The following is a 14853-nucleotide window of genomic DNA, read 5'->3' as shown; positions in this document are numbered from 1 at the left end:
ACCCAGCGTGACCATCCTGATCGGCGACCGGGCCGCCGCACCACTGGCCCCGGTGACCGCCACGCTGCGCGCCGCCTTCGGCACCGACGAGCTGCCCGGCCTCGCGACCGGCCTGCTGGTCTCGGACGAGACCGGCTGGGCCCCGGCCACCGAGCTGGTCGACGGGACCCGGCTGCCCGAACTGCTGGCCGTCACCCGGCACCGCTGGGGCGCCACCTCACACGCCGCCGCCGCACTGGCCTGGAAGTCCTACACCTACTGGCTGCTGCTGCCCGTGGTGCTCGGCTGGGCCTCCGCGCGCCGGGTGCCGCTACTGCGCCCGGACGACGTACTGGTCAGGTTCGAGGACCACCGGCCGCTGCTCACGCTCGGCATGCGCCGCTCCACCGAGATCGCCGTACTTCCCTCGGACCCACTGGCCCTCTCCGGCCTGCCCGAGGTGCGGGTCGTACTGGGCGACGCCGAGCTGCTCGCCGCGCTGCGCGCGTCGCTGCTCGACGCGCACCTGACCCCGATGCTCGACTCGCTGCACCAGCAGGTCCGGGTCGGCGCCCGTACGCTGCTCGGCTCGGTCGCCTCTGGCGTCGCGCACGGGGTGCTGCGGGCCGCCGACGCGTTGCCCGGCGGCTCCGCCGAGGCGATCGGTGCACTGCTCGACACCCTGGGCGTGGCGGACCTGGTCGACCTGGTGCCCGGCCCGACCGGCGAACTGACCGTCCAGCGCAAGACCTGTTGCCTGGCCTTCACCCTGCCGCAACCCAAGGTCTGCGCCGGCTGCTGCATCCGCACCTCCTGAGCCTCCGTCCGCGGTCGAACCGGCTCCGCCAGCGCGGCGACCCCGGGGCGTCACCGTCGGCTGGCGGAGCGTGGCGAGCCGACCAAGGGATCGACACTGGACTGTTATCGCCCCGACATGCCGGGCGTACCTCCTCGGGCTATGTTCGAGAGGTCTGTAACGAAACGCCCCCGAACTGGTCACAACCGATGCCTGAAGTCACGAGTTCGGCTCGCACGAGTGCCCCAATTTTCCTACGGTCGTCGTAGATGGTTCACTCTGTCGGTCCAGTGCAGGTCGAGTCAGAGCGTGAGGGATCTACGCATGGCAGAAATAACTGGAGATCAGCGTATTCAGGAAGAGGTGCTCGAGGGCCTGGCCACAGCCGTCAACCACCGACGCTGGTTCGTCGAGCTGGCCCTCCCCTACCTTGGCAACAATCCGATCGAGATCGGTAGTGGCCTGGGGGACTACGCCATCGAGTGGGCACCGTTCCTGGAGCGGTTCACCGCGACCGAGGCTGACCCGGACCGGCTGGTCGCGCTCAAGGAGCGCCTCGCCAGCGAGCCGACCATCGAGGTGCGGCAGATGCTGCTGCCCAACACGGAGCAGGGCGACTACAGTGCCGCCGTCTCCTACAACGTGTTGGAGCACATCGAGGACCACGTCGGGGCGCTGCGCAGCATGCGCAACCTGGTCCGGCCCGGCGGGGCGATCGTGCTGATCGTGCCGGCCTTCGAGTTCGCGATGAGCCCGGCCGACATCGCCACCGGGCACGTCCGGCGCTACACGAAGAAGACCATGCGGGCCGCGCTCGAAGAGGCGGGCCTGGAGGTCGAGACGCTGCACTACGCCAACGCGCTGGGGCTGCTCGGCTACTACATGGCGACCAGCGTGTTCCGGCTGATGCCCAAGGAAGGGCCGATGGTCAAGCTGTACGACACCCTCGTACTGCCGGTGACCAAGGCCGCGGAGCGGGTGGTCCGCCCGCCGTTCGGTCAGTCCGTCTTCGCGGTCGCCCGAGTGCCCGCCTGAAGCCACCACGGGCCACGGGCCGGCATCGGCTGCACCATCTACCGCCGGATGCCGGCCCCGCCGCCAGCCTCAGCCCTTGACCTCGTACGTCGGCCGGATCACCGCCCGGGCCAGGGTGTGGAAGGTCAGGTTGAACCCGACGTACGCCGGGCTCGCCTCCGGCGCGAGGTCGAGCTTCTCCACGTCGAGGGCGTGCACGGCGAAGACGTACCGGTGCGGGCGGTCCCCGGCCGGCGGCGCGGAGCCGCCGTACGTCTGCTCGCCGTAGTCGTTGCGCACGCTGAACGCGCCCGGGACACCGGCCGATGACGTCTGCCCGGCCCCCTGGGGCAGCTCGGTCACCTCGACGGGTACGTTGACCAGCACCCAGTGCCAGAACCCGCTGCCGGTGGGCGCGTCGGGGTCGTAGCAGGTGACCGTGAAGCTCTTGGTCTCGGCCGGGAAGCCCGTCCAGGCGAGCTGCGGCGAGAGGTTCGCGCCACCGACACTCGGGTGGGCGAACTCGGCGGCCATCGGCTCGCCGTTCTGGACGTCGTTGCTGGTCAGCGTGAATGTCGGAACGGTCGGCAGCAGCTCGTACGGGTCGGGTGGAACGGGTCGGTCGAGAGTCATCGCGAAGTCCTTTCCGCACAGCGGGTGGCTCGGGCCGGAGAACCGGCGCTGTGCCCTTTCTACCCGTTCGACGGATAACCACCCGCGCGGACCTCGCGGTCTGCTCCGTACGGCCGCCACCCGTCCCTCCGGACGGCGGGTCAGGGTTCGGCGTCCTTCGGTACCGCGTCGGCGGCGATCCGCAGCTCGGCGGCGGTGACGCCGGGCGGCGGTACGGCCGCGCGGCGGTGGATCTCGACCACCAGCGGGCGGCGCGGCTCCTCGACCCGGGCCAGATAGCCGCGGGCCGCCGCCAGCGCCTCGCAGTGCAGGACTCCGCAGGTGCGGCAGATCCCCTCGGCGTCCGGAGCGTGGTCGGCGACGATCCGCCGGGCCACCAGGATGAGTCGGTTCCGCACCTGCACCGGGGTGAGCCGCAGCTCCATGGCGCCCTCGCTTCACTCCGTACGCCCACCCGGGCGTGACCGTCGCCAGCGGCCCCGTACCGCCGATTTCCGCAGAAGATTTACACACAGAATCACCGCGTGATTACTACGCGTAGAGCGTAGGGGAACGCACCGCGTAGCCGTCAACCGAGTGTGGGACATCTCCCAGGTACCGGAACAGACCCGCGTATCGAAGACCCCCGTACCACATCCGACACATGATCAGGCCGTTATCCACAGATGGGCTCGTTATCCACAGTCGCAGTCCTGACGCTCGCTCGTCACGCTGCCGACGGACGAACATGGGATCCCTCCCCAGAGGTCCTGGGGAGGGACCAGGGCTCCGGGTCCGGCGATCAGGGGCGGCGCCGGCCGGGGTGCCAGGGCAGTGCCACGCCATCGTTCTCCCGGCGGGGGACGATGTGGATGTGCAGGTGAAAGACGCTCTGCGTCGCCTCCCGGCCGGCAGAGGTGATCAGGTTGCAGGGATGCGGCGCTATCCCGGCCGCGGCCCGCATCGTCGCGGCGGTCACCTCCGTGTCCTCTAACGCATCCCGAACATGGCTCGTCGGGATGACGATCACGTGGCCGTCCACCACCGGGCTCCGGGGGACGATCGCGAGAGCGTCCGGCCACCGACGGACAACCGTTGCCGGCGCCCGGCCAGCGACGATCTCGCAGAACGAGCAGAGATCCATCAAGCCCTTCCAGGTACGTTGGCTGGCGTGGGTGCGGGGCTACCGGCGGCGCAGACCCGGCCGGGCGAGCGAGCTGCAGCCGTCCTACGACCACCCCGCCGAGCACTGGTTTCTGTTGCACGATCAGCAAGCCGAGTGACCAAGGTGACCGAGAGGCCGGTCGGTATGTCGGGCACAGGATACTTCCGGGTCAGATTCGGCTGGTTGACGGGCATGAATGGACTCAGACATGCAGGGTGGGCCGGTAGATGAGCTCTTGGATGTGACCGTCGAGCGTCCGGCTCTCGATCAGTTCGAGGTCGAAGTCGGCCGCACCCTGGAAGATCGGGCCCAGCCCGGTCTGACCGGTGATCACGGGGAAGAGCGTCACCTGGACGCGGTCGACCAGACCGGCGGCCATCAGCGCCCGGTTCAACGACAGGCTGCCGTGCGAGCGCAACGGCACCTCGGACTCCTCCTTAAGCCGAGCGACGACGTCGATGGCGTCCCCGCGGACCACTGTCGCGTCCGGCCAGTCGAGGGATCCGTCCAGCGTGCTCGACACCACCGTCGCCGGCAGGTTCCTCATCCGGGTGACCCATGGGTCACGCACCTCGGACTCCTCGGTGCTCGATGCCAGCATCCGCGCGAACGCCCGGTACGTGTTGGCCCCGAAGACCATCCGCTGCGCCTCGCTGTACACGGCGAGGCGGTGGTCGAGCAGCTCGGGGCCCTGCTTGCCCCAGTAGCCGGTCCAGTCGCCGCTGGCGGCGCCGTAGCCGTCGAGGCTGGAGAAGACGTCGAAGGTGTACGTGGCGGTCACGGTGCTCTCCTCGAATAGCGGTTGATCAGGTGTTGGGGATACCGACGGTCGACCACGGCGAATATTCATCGCCGCTGGCCTCCTGGAAGCCGGCCGCCCCCGATGCGGCCCCAGGACTTGGCCACGGCCAAGACGGTGGCGAAGGGTCAGCGTGGTCAGCGACACGGCGGGGAAAGAAGGCACCACGGTGCGTGGCGGCACACCAGATGCAGTCGGGCTTGACCGGCGGAATCAGATGAAGCTGTGCCTCATCCAGAACCCCGGCCTCGATCGCCCACTGCGCTGTGTGTGCGCCGATCACCTGCAACCGTCGAGCGGCACCGACATGTCGAGCACTGATGCAGCCAAGCCAACCTCTCGTGTTCGATCCAATCCAGTTTCCGCGCGGGTATGCCCGGCGTGATCTCCGGTACGGAGGCAATCATGACGCTGCTTCAGATCAGCTTCAGGTTGGATCGGCGCCCGTGTCGTCAGCCGCCGGCCCGTTGGCGCCCCGCTGCTATCGCATGATCGACCAGCGCAGTTGGCCTCGGACCGGCCCGCCCGAGACATCCGCAGATGGGTACATCCGGATGCCGCGCCGATCACCCCTACCGCCACCCAACGGCGCGGGCCGGGTTGTCGACGCCTCCCTCGTCTCGACCGAGGGAGAGCCGGGGAATGCCGACGTGTAAACGACACGACCGGTGCGACGCGCGGCCTCGACCGAGACGAAGTGAGGCCCACTCACGTCCGACACCACGCGCCCCCTGATCGGGGTTCGCGCTGCTCAGGGGACGTTCTGGCTGTTCGGTGAGCGGAGGGCGTGGGATTCGAACCCACGAGGACGTTGCCGCCCTACCGGTTTTCAAGACCAGCGCCATCGGCCACTAGGCGAGCCCTCCCGGGGCCGTGGTCGTCGATGGAACGGCGGTCCACGGCCGTGCCTAGTGTGCCATGGCCGGCGGCCGGCCGGGCGTACCCGGCCGGGAGGCTACCGGCCGGATCGACAGGCGTACCCGGCAGGATCGACGGCGCGGGGGGGGTGACGGGCGTACCGGCGGGCACCGCCGACCGTCGTCGGGTTTGACCAACCGGACCGGACTCCGGGCCGAGGCGTGGGGCGGAAACAGGATGGGGTAAGACTGGACCGATGAAGGCGATCACGATTCCCGAGCCGGGCGGGCCCGAGGCGTTGGTCTGGGCCGACGTGCCCGAGCCGACCCCCGGACCGGACGAGGTGACGCTCGACGTCCGGGCGAGTGCGGTCAACCGGGCCGACCTGCTGCAACGCCAGGGGCACTATCCGCCTCCGCCGGGTGCTCCGCCGTACCCGGGCCTGGAGTGTGCGGGCGTGGTCAGCGCGGTCGGTGCGGAGGTGACCGGCTGGAGTGTCGGCGATCCGGCCTGCGCGCTGCTCAGCGGCGGCGGCTACGCCGAACGGGTGGCAGTGCCGGCCGGGCAGCTCCTGCCGGTGCCGGAGGGGGTCGACCTGGTCGACGCGGCGGCGCTGCCCGAGGTTGCCTGCACGGTCTGGTCCAACGTGGTCCAACTGGCCCGGCTCGGCATCGGGGAGACGCTGCTCGTACACGGCGGCGGCAGCGGCATCGGCACCTTCGCTATCCAGCTCGGCACGGCCCTCGGCGCCACCGTACTGGCCACCGCCCGGGGCAACAAGCACGACCGGCTTCGCGAGTTGGGCGCCAGCGGGGTCATCGACTACGCCGAGGAGGACTTCGTCGAGGCGACGAAGCGGCTCACCGACGGCCGGGGCGCCGACGTGATCCTGGACATCATGGGCGCGTCCTACCTGGGTCGCAACGTCAAGGCGCTGGCCACCGGCGGTCGGATCGTGGTGATCGGCCTCCAGGGTGGCCGCAAGGGCGAACTGGACCTGGCCGCGCTGCTGGCCAAGCGGGGCTCGGTGGCCGCGACCGCGCTGCGCTCCCGACCCGCCGTGGAGAAGGCCGCGATCGTCCGGGGCGTACGCGAGGAGGTGTGGCCGCTGGTCGAGTCGGGCGCGATCCGCCCGGTGATCTACCGTCGGCTGCCGATGTCGGAGGCGGCCGAGGCGCACCGGATCGTGGACTCCAGCGACCACCTCGGCAAGGTGCTGCTCACGGTCGAGTGAACCGCCCGGACCGTCGAGCGAGGACCGGGACGGCCCCGTCGGCCGATCAGCCGGTCGAGCACCGGCTCAACCGACTAGTCAACCGGATCAGCGGGACTGATCGACCGGATCAGCCCGGCTCTTCACCGGATCGGCCGGCCGCTCCGACCCGGCGGGCGGGGCGGGCAGCATCCGGCGTGGGCCAGGGCCCTGCGCGGCCAGCTCGTCGTCCGGGTTGTAGAGGTTGCAACTGCGCAGCGACAGGCAACCGCAGCCGATGCAGTTGGTGAGGTCGTCGCGCAGCCGGGTCATCAGGTCGATCTTCTCGTCCAGCCGGCGACGCCACCTCGCGGAGAGCCGCGCCCAGTCGGCCTTGGTCGGGGTACGCCCGTCCGGCAGCTCGGCGAGCGCCCCCCGGATCTCCTCCAGTGACACTCCGAGCTGCTGGGAGATCCGGATGAACGCCACCCGGCGCAGCTCGACCCGGTCGAAGCGCCGCTGGTTGCCTCCGGTACGCCCGGCCCGGATCAGCCCGAGCCGCTCGTAGTAGCGCAGTGCCGAGGTCGCCACGCCGGAGCGGGCGGCCAGCTCCCCGATGGTCAGGGTCTCCTGCCGCACGGCGATCCCCCTCACAGACGGTCGGACCGGATCGATAGCTGTCCCGGAAAAGCCTTGAGTTGAAGCGAGCTTCAACTTGCAGGGTAGAGGCATGACCACGACAGCCACCACGCCAGGGCGTACCCGCCCGTCCGCACCGCACGTCCGGCGCTCCGGCCTCCCGGCCGCACTCGGTCCGCTGCTACGCCGGCTGACCGGTGACGAGAAACACGCGCCCAGCGCACACTCGACCCTCGACGTGCTCTGGGTGCTCTACGACCGTATCCTCCGGGTCTCCCCGGCGACCGCCGACGACCCCGACCGGGACCGCTTCCTGCTCTCCAAGGGGCACGGACCGGCCGCCTACTACGCGGTGCTCGCCGCCAAGGGGTTCATCCCGGAGCACTGGCTCGACGACCTGGCCGGCCCGGAGAGCCGGCTCGGTCACCACCCGGACCGGGTGCTGATCCCCGGGGTCGAGATCGGCACCGGCTCGCTCGGCCACGGCCTCGGGCTGGGCGTCGGCACCGCGCTCGGGCTCCGCGCCCAGGGCTTGGACCAGCCCCGGGTCTACGTCCTACTCGGCGACGCCGAACTCGACGAGGGATCGAACCACGAGGCGATGGCGTACGCCGGCGCGACCGGGCTGGGCACGCTCACCGCGATCGTGATCGACAACCAGTCCGCCAGCCACGGGTGGCCGGGTGGGATAGCCAGCCGGTTCACCGTGCACGGCTGGTCCGCCAGCACGGTCGACGGCCGGGACCACGACGCGATCGAGACAGCACTCGCCGCCTACCGACCGGAGCGGCCGCACGTGGTCGTCGCGGTCGTCGAACCGAAGGAGTGACCGACGATGCGCGACACCTTCGTCAACACCGCCACCGCACTGCTGGCCGACGATCCGCGTACCGCGGTCGTGCTCGCCGACATCTCGGCGTCGAGTTTCGCGCCCGCCGCCCGGCAGCACCCGGACCGGGTGCTCAACGTCGGGATCCGGGAGCAGTTGATGGTCGGGGTGGCCGGCGGGCTCGCCCTGACCGGGCTGCGCCCGATCGTGCACTCGTACGCCACGTTCGCCGTCGACCGGGCGTACGAGCAGCTCAAGCTCGACCTCGACCACCAGGGGGTGGGTGCGGTGGTGGTCAGCGTCGGCGCGTCGTACGACGGGGCGAGCATGGGCCGCACGCACATGTCCCCGGGCGACGTGGCCCTGCTGGACACCCTCACCGACTGGACGGTGCACGTGCCCGGGCATCCGGCCGAGGTGCCCGGGCTGCTCCGGGCCGCCGTCCGGCACGACGACCGGGTCTACCTGCGGCTCTCCACCCAGGTCAACGAGGTGCCACTGCCCGGCGCCGGGCGGCTGGCGGTACTGCGCCGGGGCTCGGCCGGCGCGGCCCTGGTGGTGGCGGTCGGCCCGATGCTCCACCCGGTGCTGGCAGCGGTCGCCGGGCTGGACGTGACGGTCGCGTACACCCACACGCCGCGCCCGTTCGACGTCGTCGGACTGCGGGAACTGGTCGGCGCGGCCACCTCGGCCGGTACCGCCCCGGCGGTGGTGCTGGTGGAGCCGTACCTGGCCGGTACGTCCAGCGCGCTGCTCGGCACGGCGCTGGGCGGGGTACCACACCGGTCGCTCTCGCTCGGCGTGGGCCGCACCGACCTGCGCCGGTACGGCGAGCCGGCCGACCACGCCCGGTGGCACGGCCTCGACCCGGCGGGCCTGCGCCGGTCGATCACCGAATTTCTCGGCTGACCACCGCTGCGACCGCACCCCTGGCCCGTAGCCGGGTCGGGGGTGGCCAGCCGGCCGTCTCAGCGCTGGCCGGGGGTCTCCCGACGGCGGGTACGCTCCCGGCTGAGGATCAGCAGCGCCTCGACGCCGTCCTTCCAGGTGATCTTCTTGCCCTCTTCCCGGTTGCGGGCCCGGTAGCTGATCGGCACCTCGTACGGGCGGATCCGGCGGCGCAGCAGCTTGCCGGTCACCTCCGCCTCCATCCCGAAGCCCCGGGAGCGGACGTCCAGCGAACGGTAGAGCCCGACCGGCATCAGCTTGAAGCAGGTCTCCAGATCCCCGATGTACGAGTTGAACAGCACGTTGGCGGCGGTGGTGACAGCCTTGTTGCCCATCACGTACCAGAAGCTGTAGGCGCTGTGGCTGCCAAATGTCCGATTTCCGTAGACCACCGTGGCCCGGCCGTCCAGTACCGGGGCGAGCAGCTTCGGGATGTCCTGCGGGTCGTACTCCAGGTCTGCGTCGAGGATCACCATGTATTCGCCCTCGGCGTTGTCCACCGCGGTCCGGATCGCCGCACCCTTGCCGGCGTTGCGGGGATGGGTGATCACCCGGAGCCGGGTGTCGTCGGCCCGGCCGAGGATCTCTCCGGTACCATCACGGCTGCCGTCATCGACCACGACGAGTTCGATGTCGCATGGATAGTCGACCGCGAGGGCTTGCTTGAGGGCGTCCGCGATGCGTTCTTCCTCGTTGTAGACCGGCATGAGGATCGAGAGCTTCACGGGGATCTCCACGGTGCCGACAACAAATCGGCCCTAGCCTAGCCTGATTACCGGCCTCCGCCATGCCTGGCATCCGCACCCGGCCTCCCGGATCACCTCCGTTCGGCAGGGTCGGAGCGGGCCGGCGGCGGGGTCGGAGCGGGCCGGCGGCGGGGTCGGGGTAAGGAGCGGCCACCCCCTCGGAGGTGACCGTTCTACCCTCCGGCCAGTAACCAGACGGTGAAACCCGCGCCACCTTCCGGGGGCGTACCACCGGTTTCCGGGGGGATACTCGTGGCCGCCCGACGTCGGCTCGGCCGGTGGCCCCGCTGCTGACCGGCGGCTCAGACGGCTACGGCGGGGCTGAGTCGCGGTGCGCGGGCCGGTGCGGTCAGTCGGGCCGGCGGAGCCGCCGCCGTCGGCAGCGGGCGGTGCCCGGTGCCGAGCACGGCCGGGCGGTCGACCGGCGCGGCGGAGTTCGCCACCCCGCACCGGGCCGCCATCTTCGGCCGGAAGACCTGGCTGAACAGGGCGTCGAGCTGCCACATCTGGCTGGGCCGGTCGGCCCGGATCAGAAACCGCTCGCGTACGCCGTCCACGGCGGTCGCGGCCAGCTCGACCATCGAGGCTCGGGGGTCGGGGTTCCACGCGACGTTGTTGAGGTGCCGCAGCTCGGTGTTGAGGTGCAGCCGCAGCCGATGCAGCAGCCGGGTCTGCTCAGTGACCACCAGCCGGCGGGTGGTGAGCAGCAGCAGGCAGCCGTGCACGGGCTGTTCCGGGCGGGTGCACCGGGTCACCAGCACGGTGACCTCGCCGGCCGGTACGCAGTTGCGCAGGACCGGCAGGTGCCGACTCACGGTCGGGCTGGCCACCCCGGTCTCGGCGGCGGCCGGCAGGAACGTTCGACAGAACACATCCACGCCTTTCCCAACGAGATCCGGCCAGGGATGACGCGGCCGAGGCATGGATGAGAATGAAATTATAGAAGTTCCACGATGGTGGCGTTGGCCATCCCGCCGCCCTCGCACATGGTCTGGAGGCCGTACCGGACGCCGTGGTCCCGCATGTACTGGAGCATCGTGGTCATGATCCGGGCGCCGGAGCCACCGAGCGGATGGCCGAGGGCGATCGCCCCGCCCCGGGGGTTGAGCCGCGCGGGATCGGCCTCGGTCTCGGCCAGCCAGGCGAGCGGCACCGGGGCGAACGCCTCGTTCACCTCGTACACCCCGATCTCCTCGATACCGAGCCCGGCTCGGCGCAGCGCCCTGGCGGTGGCCGGGATTGGTGCGGTGAGCATCAGCACCGGATCGTCGGCGGTGACCACGGCGGTGTGGATCCGGGCCAGCGGTCGCAGGCCGCGCTGCCGGGCCCACTCGGAGGTGGTCACCGCGAGCGCGGCGGCACCGTCGGAGATCTGCGAGGCGGAGCCGGCGGTGACCACCCCGTCGGCCCGGAACGGGGTCTTCAGCTCGGCCAGCCGCTCCAGGCTGGTCTCCCGGCGGATTCCCTCGTCGGCGACCACCTTCGCGCCGTCCGGTACGACCACCGGGACGATCTCCGCCTCGAAGGCACCGGCATCCTGGGCGGCGGCGGCCTTCTGGTGACTGGCCAGCGCGTACTCGTCGAGCTGTCGCCGGGTCAGCCCCCAGCGGGCGGCGATCAGCTCCGCGCCGACGCCCTGGTTGAACGGCACCGGTTCGTCGGCGGCGAAGCCGGGCGTACCCCGGTAGCGGTCCCGGACCAGGTCGCCGTAGGGCAGGCCGGTGTCGGCCGGTCCGGGCGAGATGCTGCTGCCCATCGGCACCCGGGTCATCGACTCCACGCCACCGGCGACCACCAGGTCGGCCTGGCCGGAGGCGACCGCCGCCGCCGCGAAGTGCAGCGCCTGCTGGCTCGACCCGCACTGCCGGTCGAGCGTGGTGCCGGGCACCGACTCCGGCCAGCCCGCGGCGAGTACGGCGTTGCGGCCGACGTTCCAGGCCTGCTCGCCGACCTGGGAGACGCAGCCCCAGATCACGTCGTCCACCTCGGCCGGGTCAAGCCCGGCGCGTTCGGCGAGCGCCGTGAGCACCCGCGCCGAGAGGTCGACCGGATGCACGGTGCCGAGTGCTCCACCGCGCCGCCCGACCGGGGTTCGTACCGCACCGACGATGACCGCGTCCGCCATGTCTACTCCCCAGTAACTTGGCTACTCCGATCCTACGCCGTCGGTGGGTGGTGACCGGAAGAGGTCCCGCCGCACCGGTCCGCCCGGCGGCGGCGACCCGTGACCGCGCCCGGACGGCCGCCCGGGATGGTGATGGCATCCTGGACCCGTGCACTCCGAACCGGACACTCCCGCACGGCGCTGGCGCGTCGAGACCGCGCTGCCGGTGTGCAAGCTCGGCGGCGCGGCCCTCTTCGTCGCGCTCGGCGCCCTCTTCGCCGACGGCGACCCGGTACGACTCGGCATCGGACTGCTGGTCGGAGCCGTCCTGCTCGGCTGGGGCGTACGGGACCTGGTGGCGCCGGTCCGGCTCGCGGTGGACCCCGACGGGGTCACCGTGATCCAGGGCTTCGCCGGACGGCGGCACATCCCGTGGTCGGAGATCGAACGGATCACCGTGGACACCCGGCCCCGCCTCGGGCTGGCGACCGAGACGCTGGAGATCGACCGGGGCGCCTCGCTGCACCTGTTCAGCCGGTACGACCTCGGGGTCGCGCCGCGCGAGGTCGCCGAGGTGCTGCACGCCGTACGCGCCGGCGGCCCGGCCGGCGGCGGCCCGGCGTACTGAGCCGCCGGGCCGCCGGATCCGGCGGTCGGTCGTCGCGTCCGGTGCCCCGCCGAGCTTCAGGCGAGCAGGGCGGCGGACTGCATCAGGGTCAGGCCGGTCAGTACCAGTCCGATCACCGCACCGCCACCGACCTGGAAGAGCGTGCGGCGGGACCGGGGCGCGTAGGCCAGCACCAGGGCCATCGCCGCGCCGGCGGTCAGCCCGCCGAGGTGACCGGCGATGGAGATCCCGGGTACGGCGAAGGTGAAGACCAGGTTGACCACGAGGATCGGGATCACCGACGAGGTGTCCCGACCCAGTCGACGCATGATCACAAAGAGCGCGGCGAAGAGCCCGAAGATCGCGGTCGACGCGCCGACTGTCCGGGCGTTCGCCGGGCTGAACAGGTAGGCCGCGACGTTGCCGCCCACCCCCGCGACGAGGTAGAGCGCCAGGAACCGGAGCGGGCCGAGAGTGGCCTCCAGCGAGCGGCCCAGCACCCAGAGCGCCCACATGTTCATCAACAGGTGCAGCAGCCCGTAGTGCAGGAACATCGCGGTGAAGAGCCGGTAGTATTCACCGGCCGCGATGCCCTCCTCGACGCCGAACGGCCCGACCCGGTCCAGGCCGAGCACGGCGCCCCAGTCAGTCAGCGGGGTCGCCCCGCCGAGCAGGCCACCGAAGCCGGCCCCGGCCACCGCGTCGCCGCCCCGGGCGGTGTAGATGGAGAGCAGGATCAACGCGATGTTGATCCCGATCAGCACCTTGGTGACGTAGCCCCGGCGGCCGGCGGCACCGCCACCGAAGACGGTCCGCGCCGGCCGCTGGCCGCGGCGGCCCTCCGCCACGCACTCCGGGCACTGGTGCCCGACCGATGCCTCCCGCATGCAGTCGGGACAGATCGGCCGGTCGCACCGGGTGCACCGGACATAGGTCTCCCGGGACGGGTGGCGGTAGCAGACCGGTGTGGTCGGCGGCGACTCGCTCATGCCGCTGCTCCGCTCATGCCCGACCTCCGCCCGCTACGACTCATGCAGGCAAAGGTACCCGGGATCGACGTCAGCCGTCCTTACGCGCGATCTCGACGCGCTCGATGACCACATCCTGGAGCGGCCGGTCCTGTGCGCCGGTCGGGGTGTTGGCGATCGCGTCGACGACCTTCGCCGACTCCTCGTCCGCGACCTGGCCGAAGATGGTGTGCCGGTTGTTCAGGTGCGGGGTCGGCGCGACGGTGATGAAGAACTGCGAGCCGTTGGTGCCCGGACCGGCGTTCGCCATCGCGAGCAGGTACGGCCGGTCGAACCGCAGGTCCGGGTGGAACTCGTCGGCGAAGTTGTAACCCGGGCCACCCCGGCCGGTGCCGGTCGGGTCACCCATCTGGATCATGAATCCGCTGATCACTCGGTGCGAGATGGTGCCGTCGTAGTACGGTCCGCTGCCCGGCTGGCCGGTGCGCGGGTCGGTGTACTGCCGGGTCCCCTCGGCGAGTTCCACGAAGTTCCGCACGGTCTTCGGGGCGTGGTTCGGAAACAGCTCCAGCCGGATCGGACCGGCGTTGGTGTGCAGGGTTGCGTAGGCGGCCTCGGCCACGAGTACTCCTCGATCGACATGCCGCCGGCCGCGAGGTGCCGGCCGGCGGGACGGTCCGCCGGCCAGGAGGCGCAGGCCGGCGCTGGTAGGTGTTTCTATGCGGATCCTCCCATGTGCCCGTTCTGGCAGTGCGGGCGCATCCGAGGGTGCAGGATGACGGGGGAACAACACCCAAGGAGGTGGGGACCGGTGTTTGGATTCGGGGGGCGCAGATCCCGCAGGAAGCTCGTCAAGGCCGAACTGGGCGAGAGCCTCGATCACCTGATGCGCGCGGCCACCCACGCGGCGTCCGGGGTCGGGGCAACGGTGGGGCCGCGGGCGGACGCCGCCCGGGCCTATCTCGCGCCGACGGCGACCAGGGTGCGGGCGACGGCGTCGGACGGCTGGGAGTCGGCGATGACCAGGTTCGCACCGTTGGCCACGGCCGCCACGGACGGCGCCCGCCAGGCCGGCTCGGTCGCCCGTAAGGCGAGGTCGAAGAAGATGAGAGCGATGCGGAAGAAGAACTCGATGATGCGTCGACGCTGGCCGGTCCTGACCGGGCTGTTGGTCGCGGGGGCGGTGGCCGGCGCCATGGGCGCGGTCGCGATGCGGCGGCGCGGGCAGCGCCCGTGGGACGAGTACGACCCGGCGGCCACGCTGGACGCCGTACGCGACGACGCCGCCACGATCATGGGCAACTCGGCGGGCGGCATGACCCGGGAACCCACCGGGCCGAAGTCCGCGCCGATGGAGAAGGCGAAGGACCGTACGGCGACGGCCGGCGAGAAGATCTCGACCGGGCCGATCACCGAGGGGGCCAAGAAGGTGGCGACGAAGAGCGGCGACAAGTCCGACGGGCTGCTCGGTACGGCCGCGTCGCGCAACAGCGGCAACTGAGCGCCCCGGCGGTACGGACGCACCACCCGGAGCGGTTCCGGGCAGGTGGCGTCGTCCGGGGACGGTCACGGCGGCGTGGGGCAGGCATGCCCCACG

Annotated in this window: 17 protein-coding genes and 1 tRNA gene; 7 read left to right on the top strand and 11 right to left on the bottom strand. The window is 71.3% G+C overall.

Annotated elements, in window-relative coordinates; translation table 11 throughout:
- Positions 1 to 16: 16 nt before the first annotated feature.
- Positions 17 to 796 (top strand): IucA/IucC family C-terminal-domain containing protein, encoded by a 780-nt coding sequence (locus tag ACSMXO_RS00875; RefSeq protein ID WP_455419122.1) that lies wholly within the window; start codon positions 17 to 19, stop codon positions 794 to 796.
- 303 nt (positions 797 to 1099) lie between these two features.
- Positions 1100 to 1810: a class I SAM-dependent methyltransferase gene (locus ACSMXO_RS00870; protein ID WP_346263371.1), complete on the top strand. Its 711-nt coding sequence runs from the start codon at positions 1100 to 1102 to the stop codon at positions 1808 to 1810.
- 69 nt (positions 1811 to 1879) lie between these two features.
- On the opposite strand, the gene ACSMXO_RS00865 is transcribed toward ACSMXO_RS00870, so the two are convergent.
- From ACSMXO_RS00865 to ACSMXO_RS00845, 5 genes are all read right to left on the bottom strand, one after another.
- Entirely contained in the window at positions 1880 to 2422 is a 543-nt protein-coding gene (locus ACSMXO_RS00865; RefSeq protein ID WP_346263370.1) for a YbhB/YbcL family Raf kinase inhibitor-like protein, read from the bottom strand.
- Between the two features lie 140 nt (positions 2423 to 2562).
- Entirely contained in the window at positions 2563 to 2847 is a 285-nt protein-coding gene (locus ACSMXO_RS00860) for a hypothetical protein (RefSeq protein WP_346263369.1), read from the bottom strand.
- 356 nt (positions 2848 to 3203) lie between these two features.
- A complete protein-coding gene (locus ACSMXO_RS00855) occupies positions 3204 to 3545 on the bottom strand; it encodes an HIT family protein (RefSeq protein WP_455416364.1) in 342 nt (113 codons plus the stop codon).
- Between the two features lie 223 nt (positions 3546 to 3768).
- On the bottom strand, positions 3769 to 4347 hold the full coding sequence (locus tag ACSMXO_RS00850) for a dihydrofolate reductase family protein (RefSeq protein ID WP_455416363.1): 579 nt from the start codon (positions 4345 to 4347) through the stop codon (positions 3769 to 3771).
- A 797-nt stretch (positions 4348 to 5144) separates the two neighbouring features.
- Positions 5145 to 5231, bottom strand: a tRNA-Ser gene (locus ACSMXO_RS00845).
- A gap of 248 nt (positions 5232 to 5479) precedes the next feature.
- On the opposite strand from ACSMXO_RS00845, the gene ACSMXO_RS00840 reads away from it, so the two are divergent.
- A complete protein-coding gene (locus ACSMXO_RS00840) occupies positions 5480 to 6457 on the top strand; it encodes an NAD(P)H-quinone oxidoreductase (protein ID WP_346263160.1) in 978 nt (325 codons plus the stop codon).
- An 87-nt stretch (positions 6458 to 6544) separates the two neighbouring features.
- On the opposite strand, the gene soxR is transcribed toward ACSMXO_RS00840, so the two are convergent.
- The gene (gene soxR / locus ACSMXO_RS00835) at positions 6545 to 7054 is read right to left on the bottom strand and encodes a redox-sensitive transcriptional activator SoxR (protein WP_455416362.1); all 510 of its coding nucleotides are present in this window, start codon (positions 7052 to 7054) and stop codon (positions 6545 to 6547) included.
- Positions 7055 to 7145: 91 nt separating this feature from the next.
- Here soxR and ACSMXO_RS00830 point away from each other — a divergent pair, with 91 nt between their 5' ends.
- Entirely contained in the window at positions 7146 to 7883 is a 738-nt protein-coding gene (locus ACSMXO_RS00830) for a transketolase (protein WP_455416361.1), read from the top strand.
- 6 nt (positions 7884 to 7889) lie between these two features.
- Positions 7890 to 8792: a transketolase family protein gene (locus ACSMXO_RS00825; protein ID WP_455416360.1), complete on the top strand. Its 903-nt coding sequence runs from the start codon at positions 7890 to 7892 to the stop codon at positions 8790 to 8792.
- A 59-nt stretch (positions 8793 to 8851) separates the two neighbouring features.
- Here the strand turns inward: ACSMXO_RS00825 and ACSMXO_RS00820 are convergent, their stop codons facing one another.
- The 3 genes from ACSMXO_RS00820 to ACSMXO_RS00810 all read right to left on the bottom strand — a co-directional run bounded on the left by ACSMXO_RS00820 (position 8852) and on the right by ACSMXO_RS00810 (position 11702).
- Positions 8852 to 9556 carry a glycosyltransferase family 2 protein gene (locus ACSMXO_RS00820; protein WP_455416359.1) on the bottom strand — a complete coding sequence of 235 codons (705 nt, stop codon included), beginning with the start codon at positions 9554 to 9556 and terminating at the stop codon, positions 8852 to 8854.
- Positions 9557 to 9879: 323 nt separating this feature from the next.
- A complete protein-coding gene (locus tag ACSMXO_RS00815; RefSeq protein ID WP_455416358.1) occupies positions 9880 to 10455 on the bottom strand; it encodes a hypothetical protein in 576 nt (191 codons plus the stop codon).
- A 59-nt stretch (positions 10456 to 10514) separates the two neighbouring features.
- Positions 10515 to 11702, bottom strand: a complete 1188-nt coding sequence (locus tag ACSMXO_RS00810; protein ID WP_455416357.1) for a thiolase family protein — start codon at positions 11700 to 11702, stop codon at positions 10515 to 10517.
- Positions 11703 to 11850: 148 nt separating this feature from the next.
- On the opposite strand from ACSMXO_RS00810, the gene ACSMXO_RS00805 reads away from it, so the two are divergent.
- Entirely contained in the window at positions 11851 to 12309 is a 459-nt protein-coding gene (locus ACSMXO_RS00805) for a PH domain-containing protein (RefSeq protein WP_346263167.1), read from the top strand.
- A 56-nt stretch (positions 12310 to 12365) separates the two neighbouring features.
- On the opposite strand, the gene ACSMXO_RS00800 is transcribed toward ACSMXO_RS00805, so the two are convergent.
- Positions 12366 to 13277: a rhomboid family intramembrane serine protease gene (locus tag ACSMXO_RS00800; RefSeq protein ID WP_346263168.1), complete on the bottom strand. Its 912-nt coding sequence runs from the start codon at positions 13275 to 13277 to the stop codon at positions 12366 to 12368.
- 70 nt (positions 13278 to 13347) lie between these two features.
- Positions 13348 to 13878, bottom strand: coding sequence for a peptidylprolyl isomerase (locus ACSMXO_RS00795; RefSeq protein ID WP_346263169.1), 531 nt, complete (start codon positions 13876 to 13878; stop codon positions 13348 to 13350).
- Between the two features lie 189 nt (positions 13879 to 14067).
- Between ACSMXO_RS00795 and ACSMXO_RS00790 the strand changes: the two genes are divergently transcribed.
- On the top strand, positions 14068 to 14757 hold the full coding sequence (locus tag ACSMXO_RS00790; RefSeq protein ID WP_346263170.1) for a hypothetical protein: 690 nt from the start codon (positions 14068 to 14070) through the stop codon (positions 14755 to 14757).
- The last annotated feature ends 96 nt before the right edge of the window (positions 14758 to 14853 follow it).

The sequence above is a fragment of the Plantactinospora sp. DSM 117369 genome, from assembly GCF_053764795.1.
Note: the sequence above shows the minus strand (reverse complement) of the source record. Positions and strands in the feature narration are given on the sequence as shown.

What these genes read in the sequence shown, in the direction of transcription:
- ACSMXO_RS00830 (WP_455416361.1), top strand. Translation starts at nt 7,146, where the DNA reads ATGACCACGACAGCCACCACGCCAGGGCGTACCCGCCCGTCCGCACCG.
- ACSMXO_RS00855 (WP_455416364.1), bottom strand. Translation starts at nt 3,545, where the DNA reads ATGGATCTCTGCTCGTTCTGCGAGATCGTCGCTGGCCGGGCGCCGGCA.
- ACSMXO_RS00825 (WP_455416360.1), top strand. Translation starts at nt 7,890, where the DNA reads ATGCGCGACACCTTCGTCAACACCGCCACCGCACTGCTGGCCGACGAT.
- ACSMXO_RS00865 (WP_346263370.1), bottom strand. Translation starts at nt 2,422, where the DNA reads ATGACTCTCGACCGACCCGTTCCACCCGACCCGTACGAGCTGCTGCCG.
- ACSMXO_RS00800 (WP_346263168.1), bottom strand. Translation starts at nt 13,277, where the DNA reads ATGAGCGAGTCGCCGCCGACCACACCGGTCTGCTACCGCCACCCGTCC.
- ACSMXO_RS00840 (WP_346263160.1), top strand. Translation starts at nt 5,480, where the DNA reads ATGAAGGCGATCACGATTCCCGAGCCGGGCGGGCCCGAGGCGTTGGTC.
- ACSMXO_RS00860 (WP_346263369.1), bottom strand. Translation starts at nt 2,847, where the DNA reads ATGGAGCTGCGGCTCACCCCGGTGCAGGTGCGGAACCGACTCATCCTG.
- ACSMXO_RS00810 (WP_455416357.1), bottom strand. Translation starts at nt 11,702, where the DNA reads ATGGCGGACGCGGTCATCGTCGGTGCGGTACGAACCCCGGTCGGGCGG.
- ACSMXO_RS00870 (WP_346263371.1), top strand. Translation starts at nt 1,100, where the DNA reads ATGGCAGAAATAACTGGAGATCAGCGTATTCAGGAAGAGGTGCTCGAG.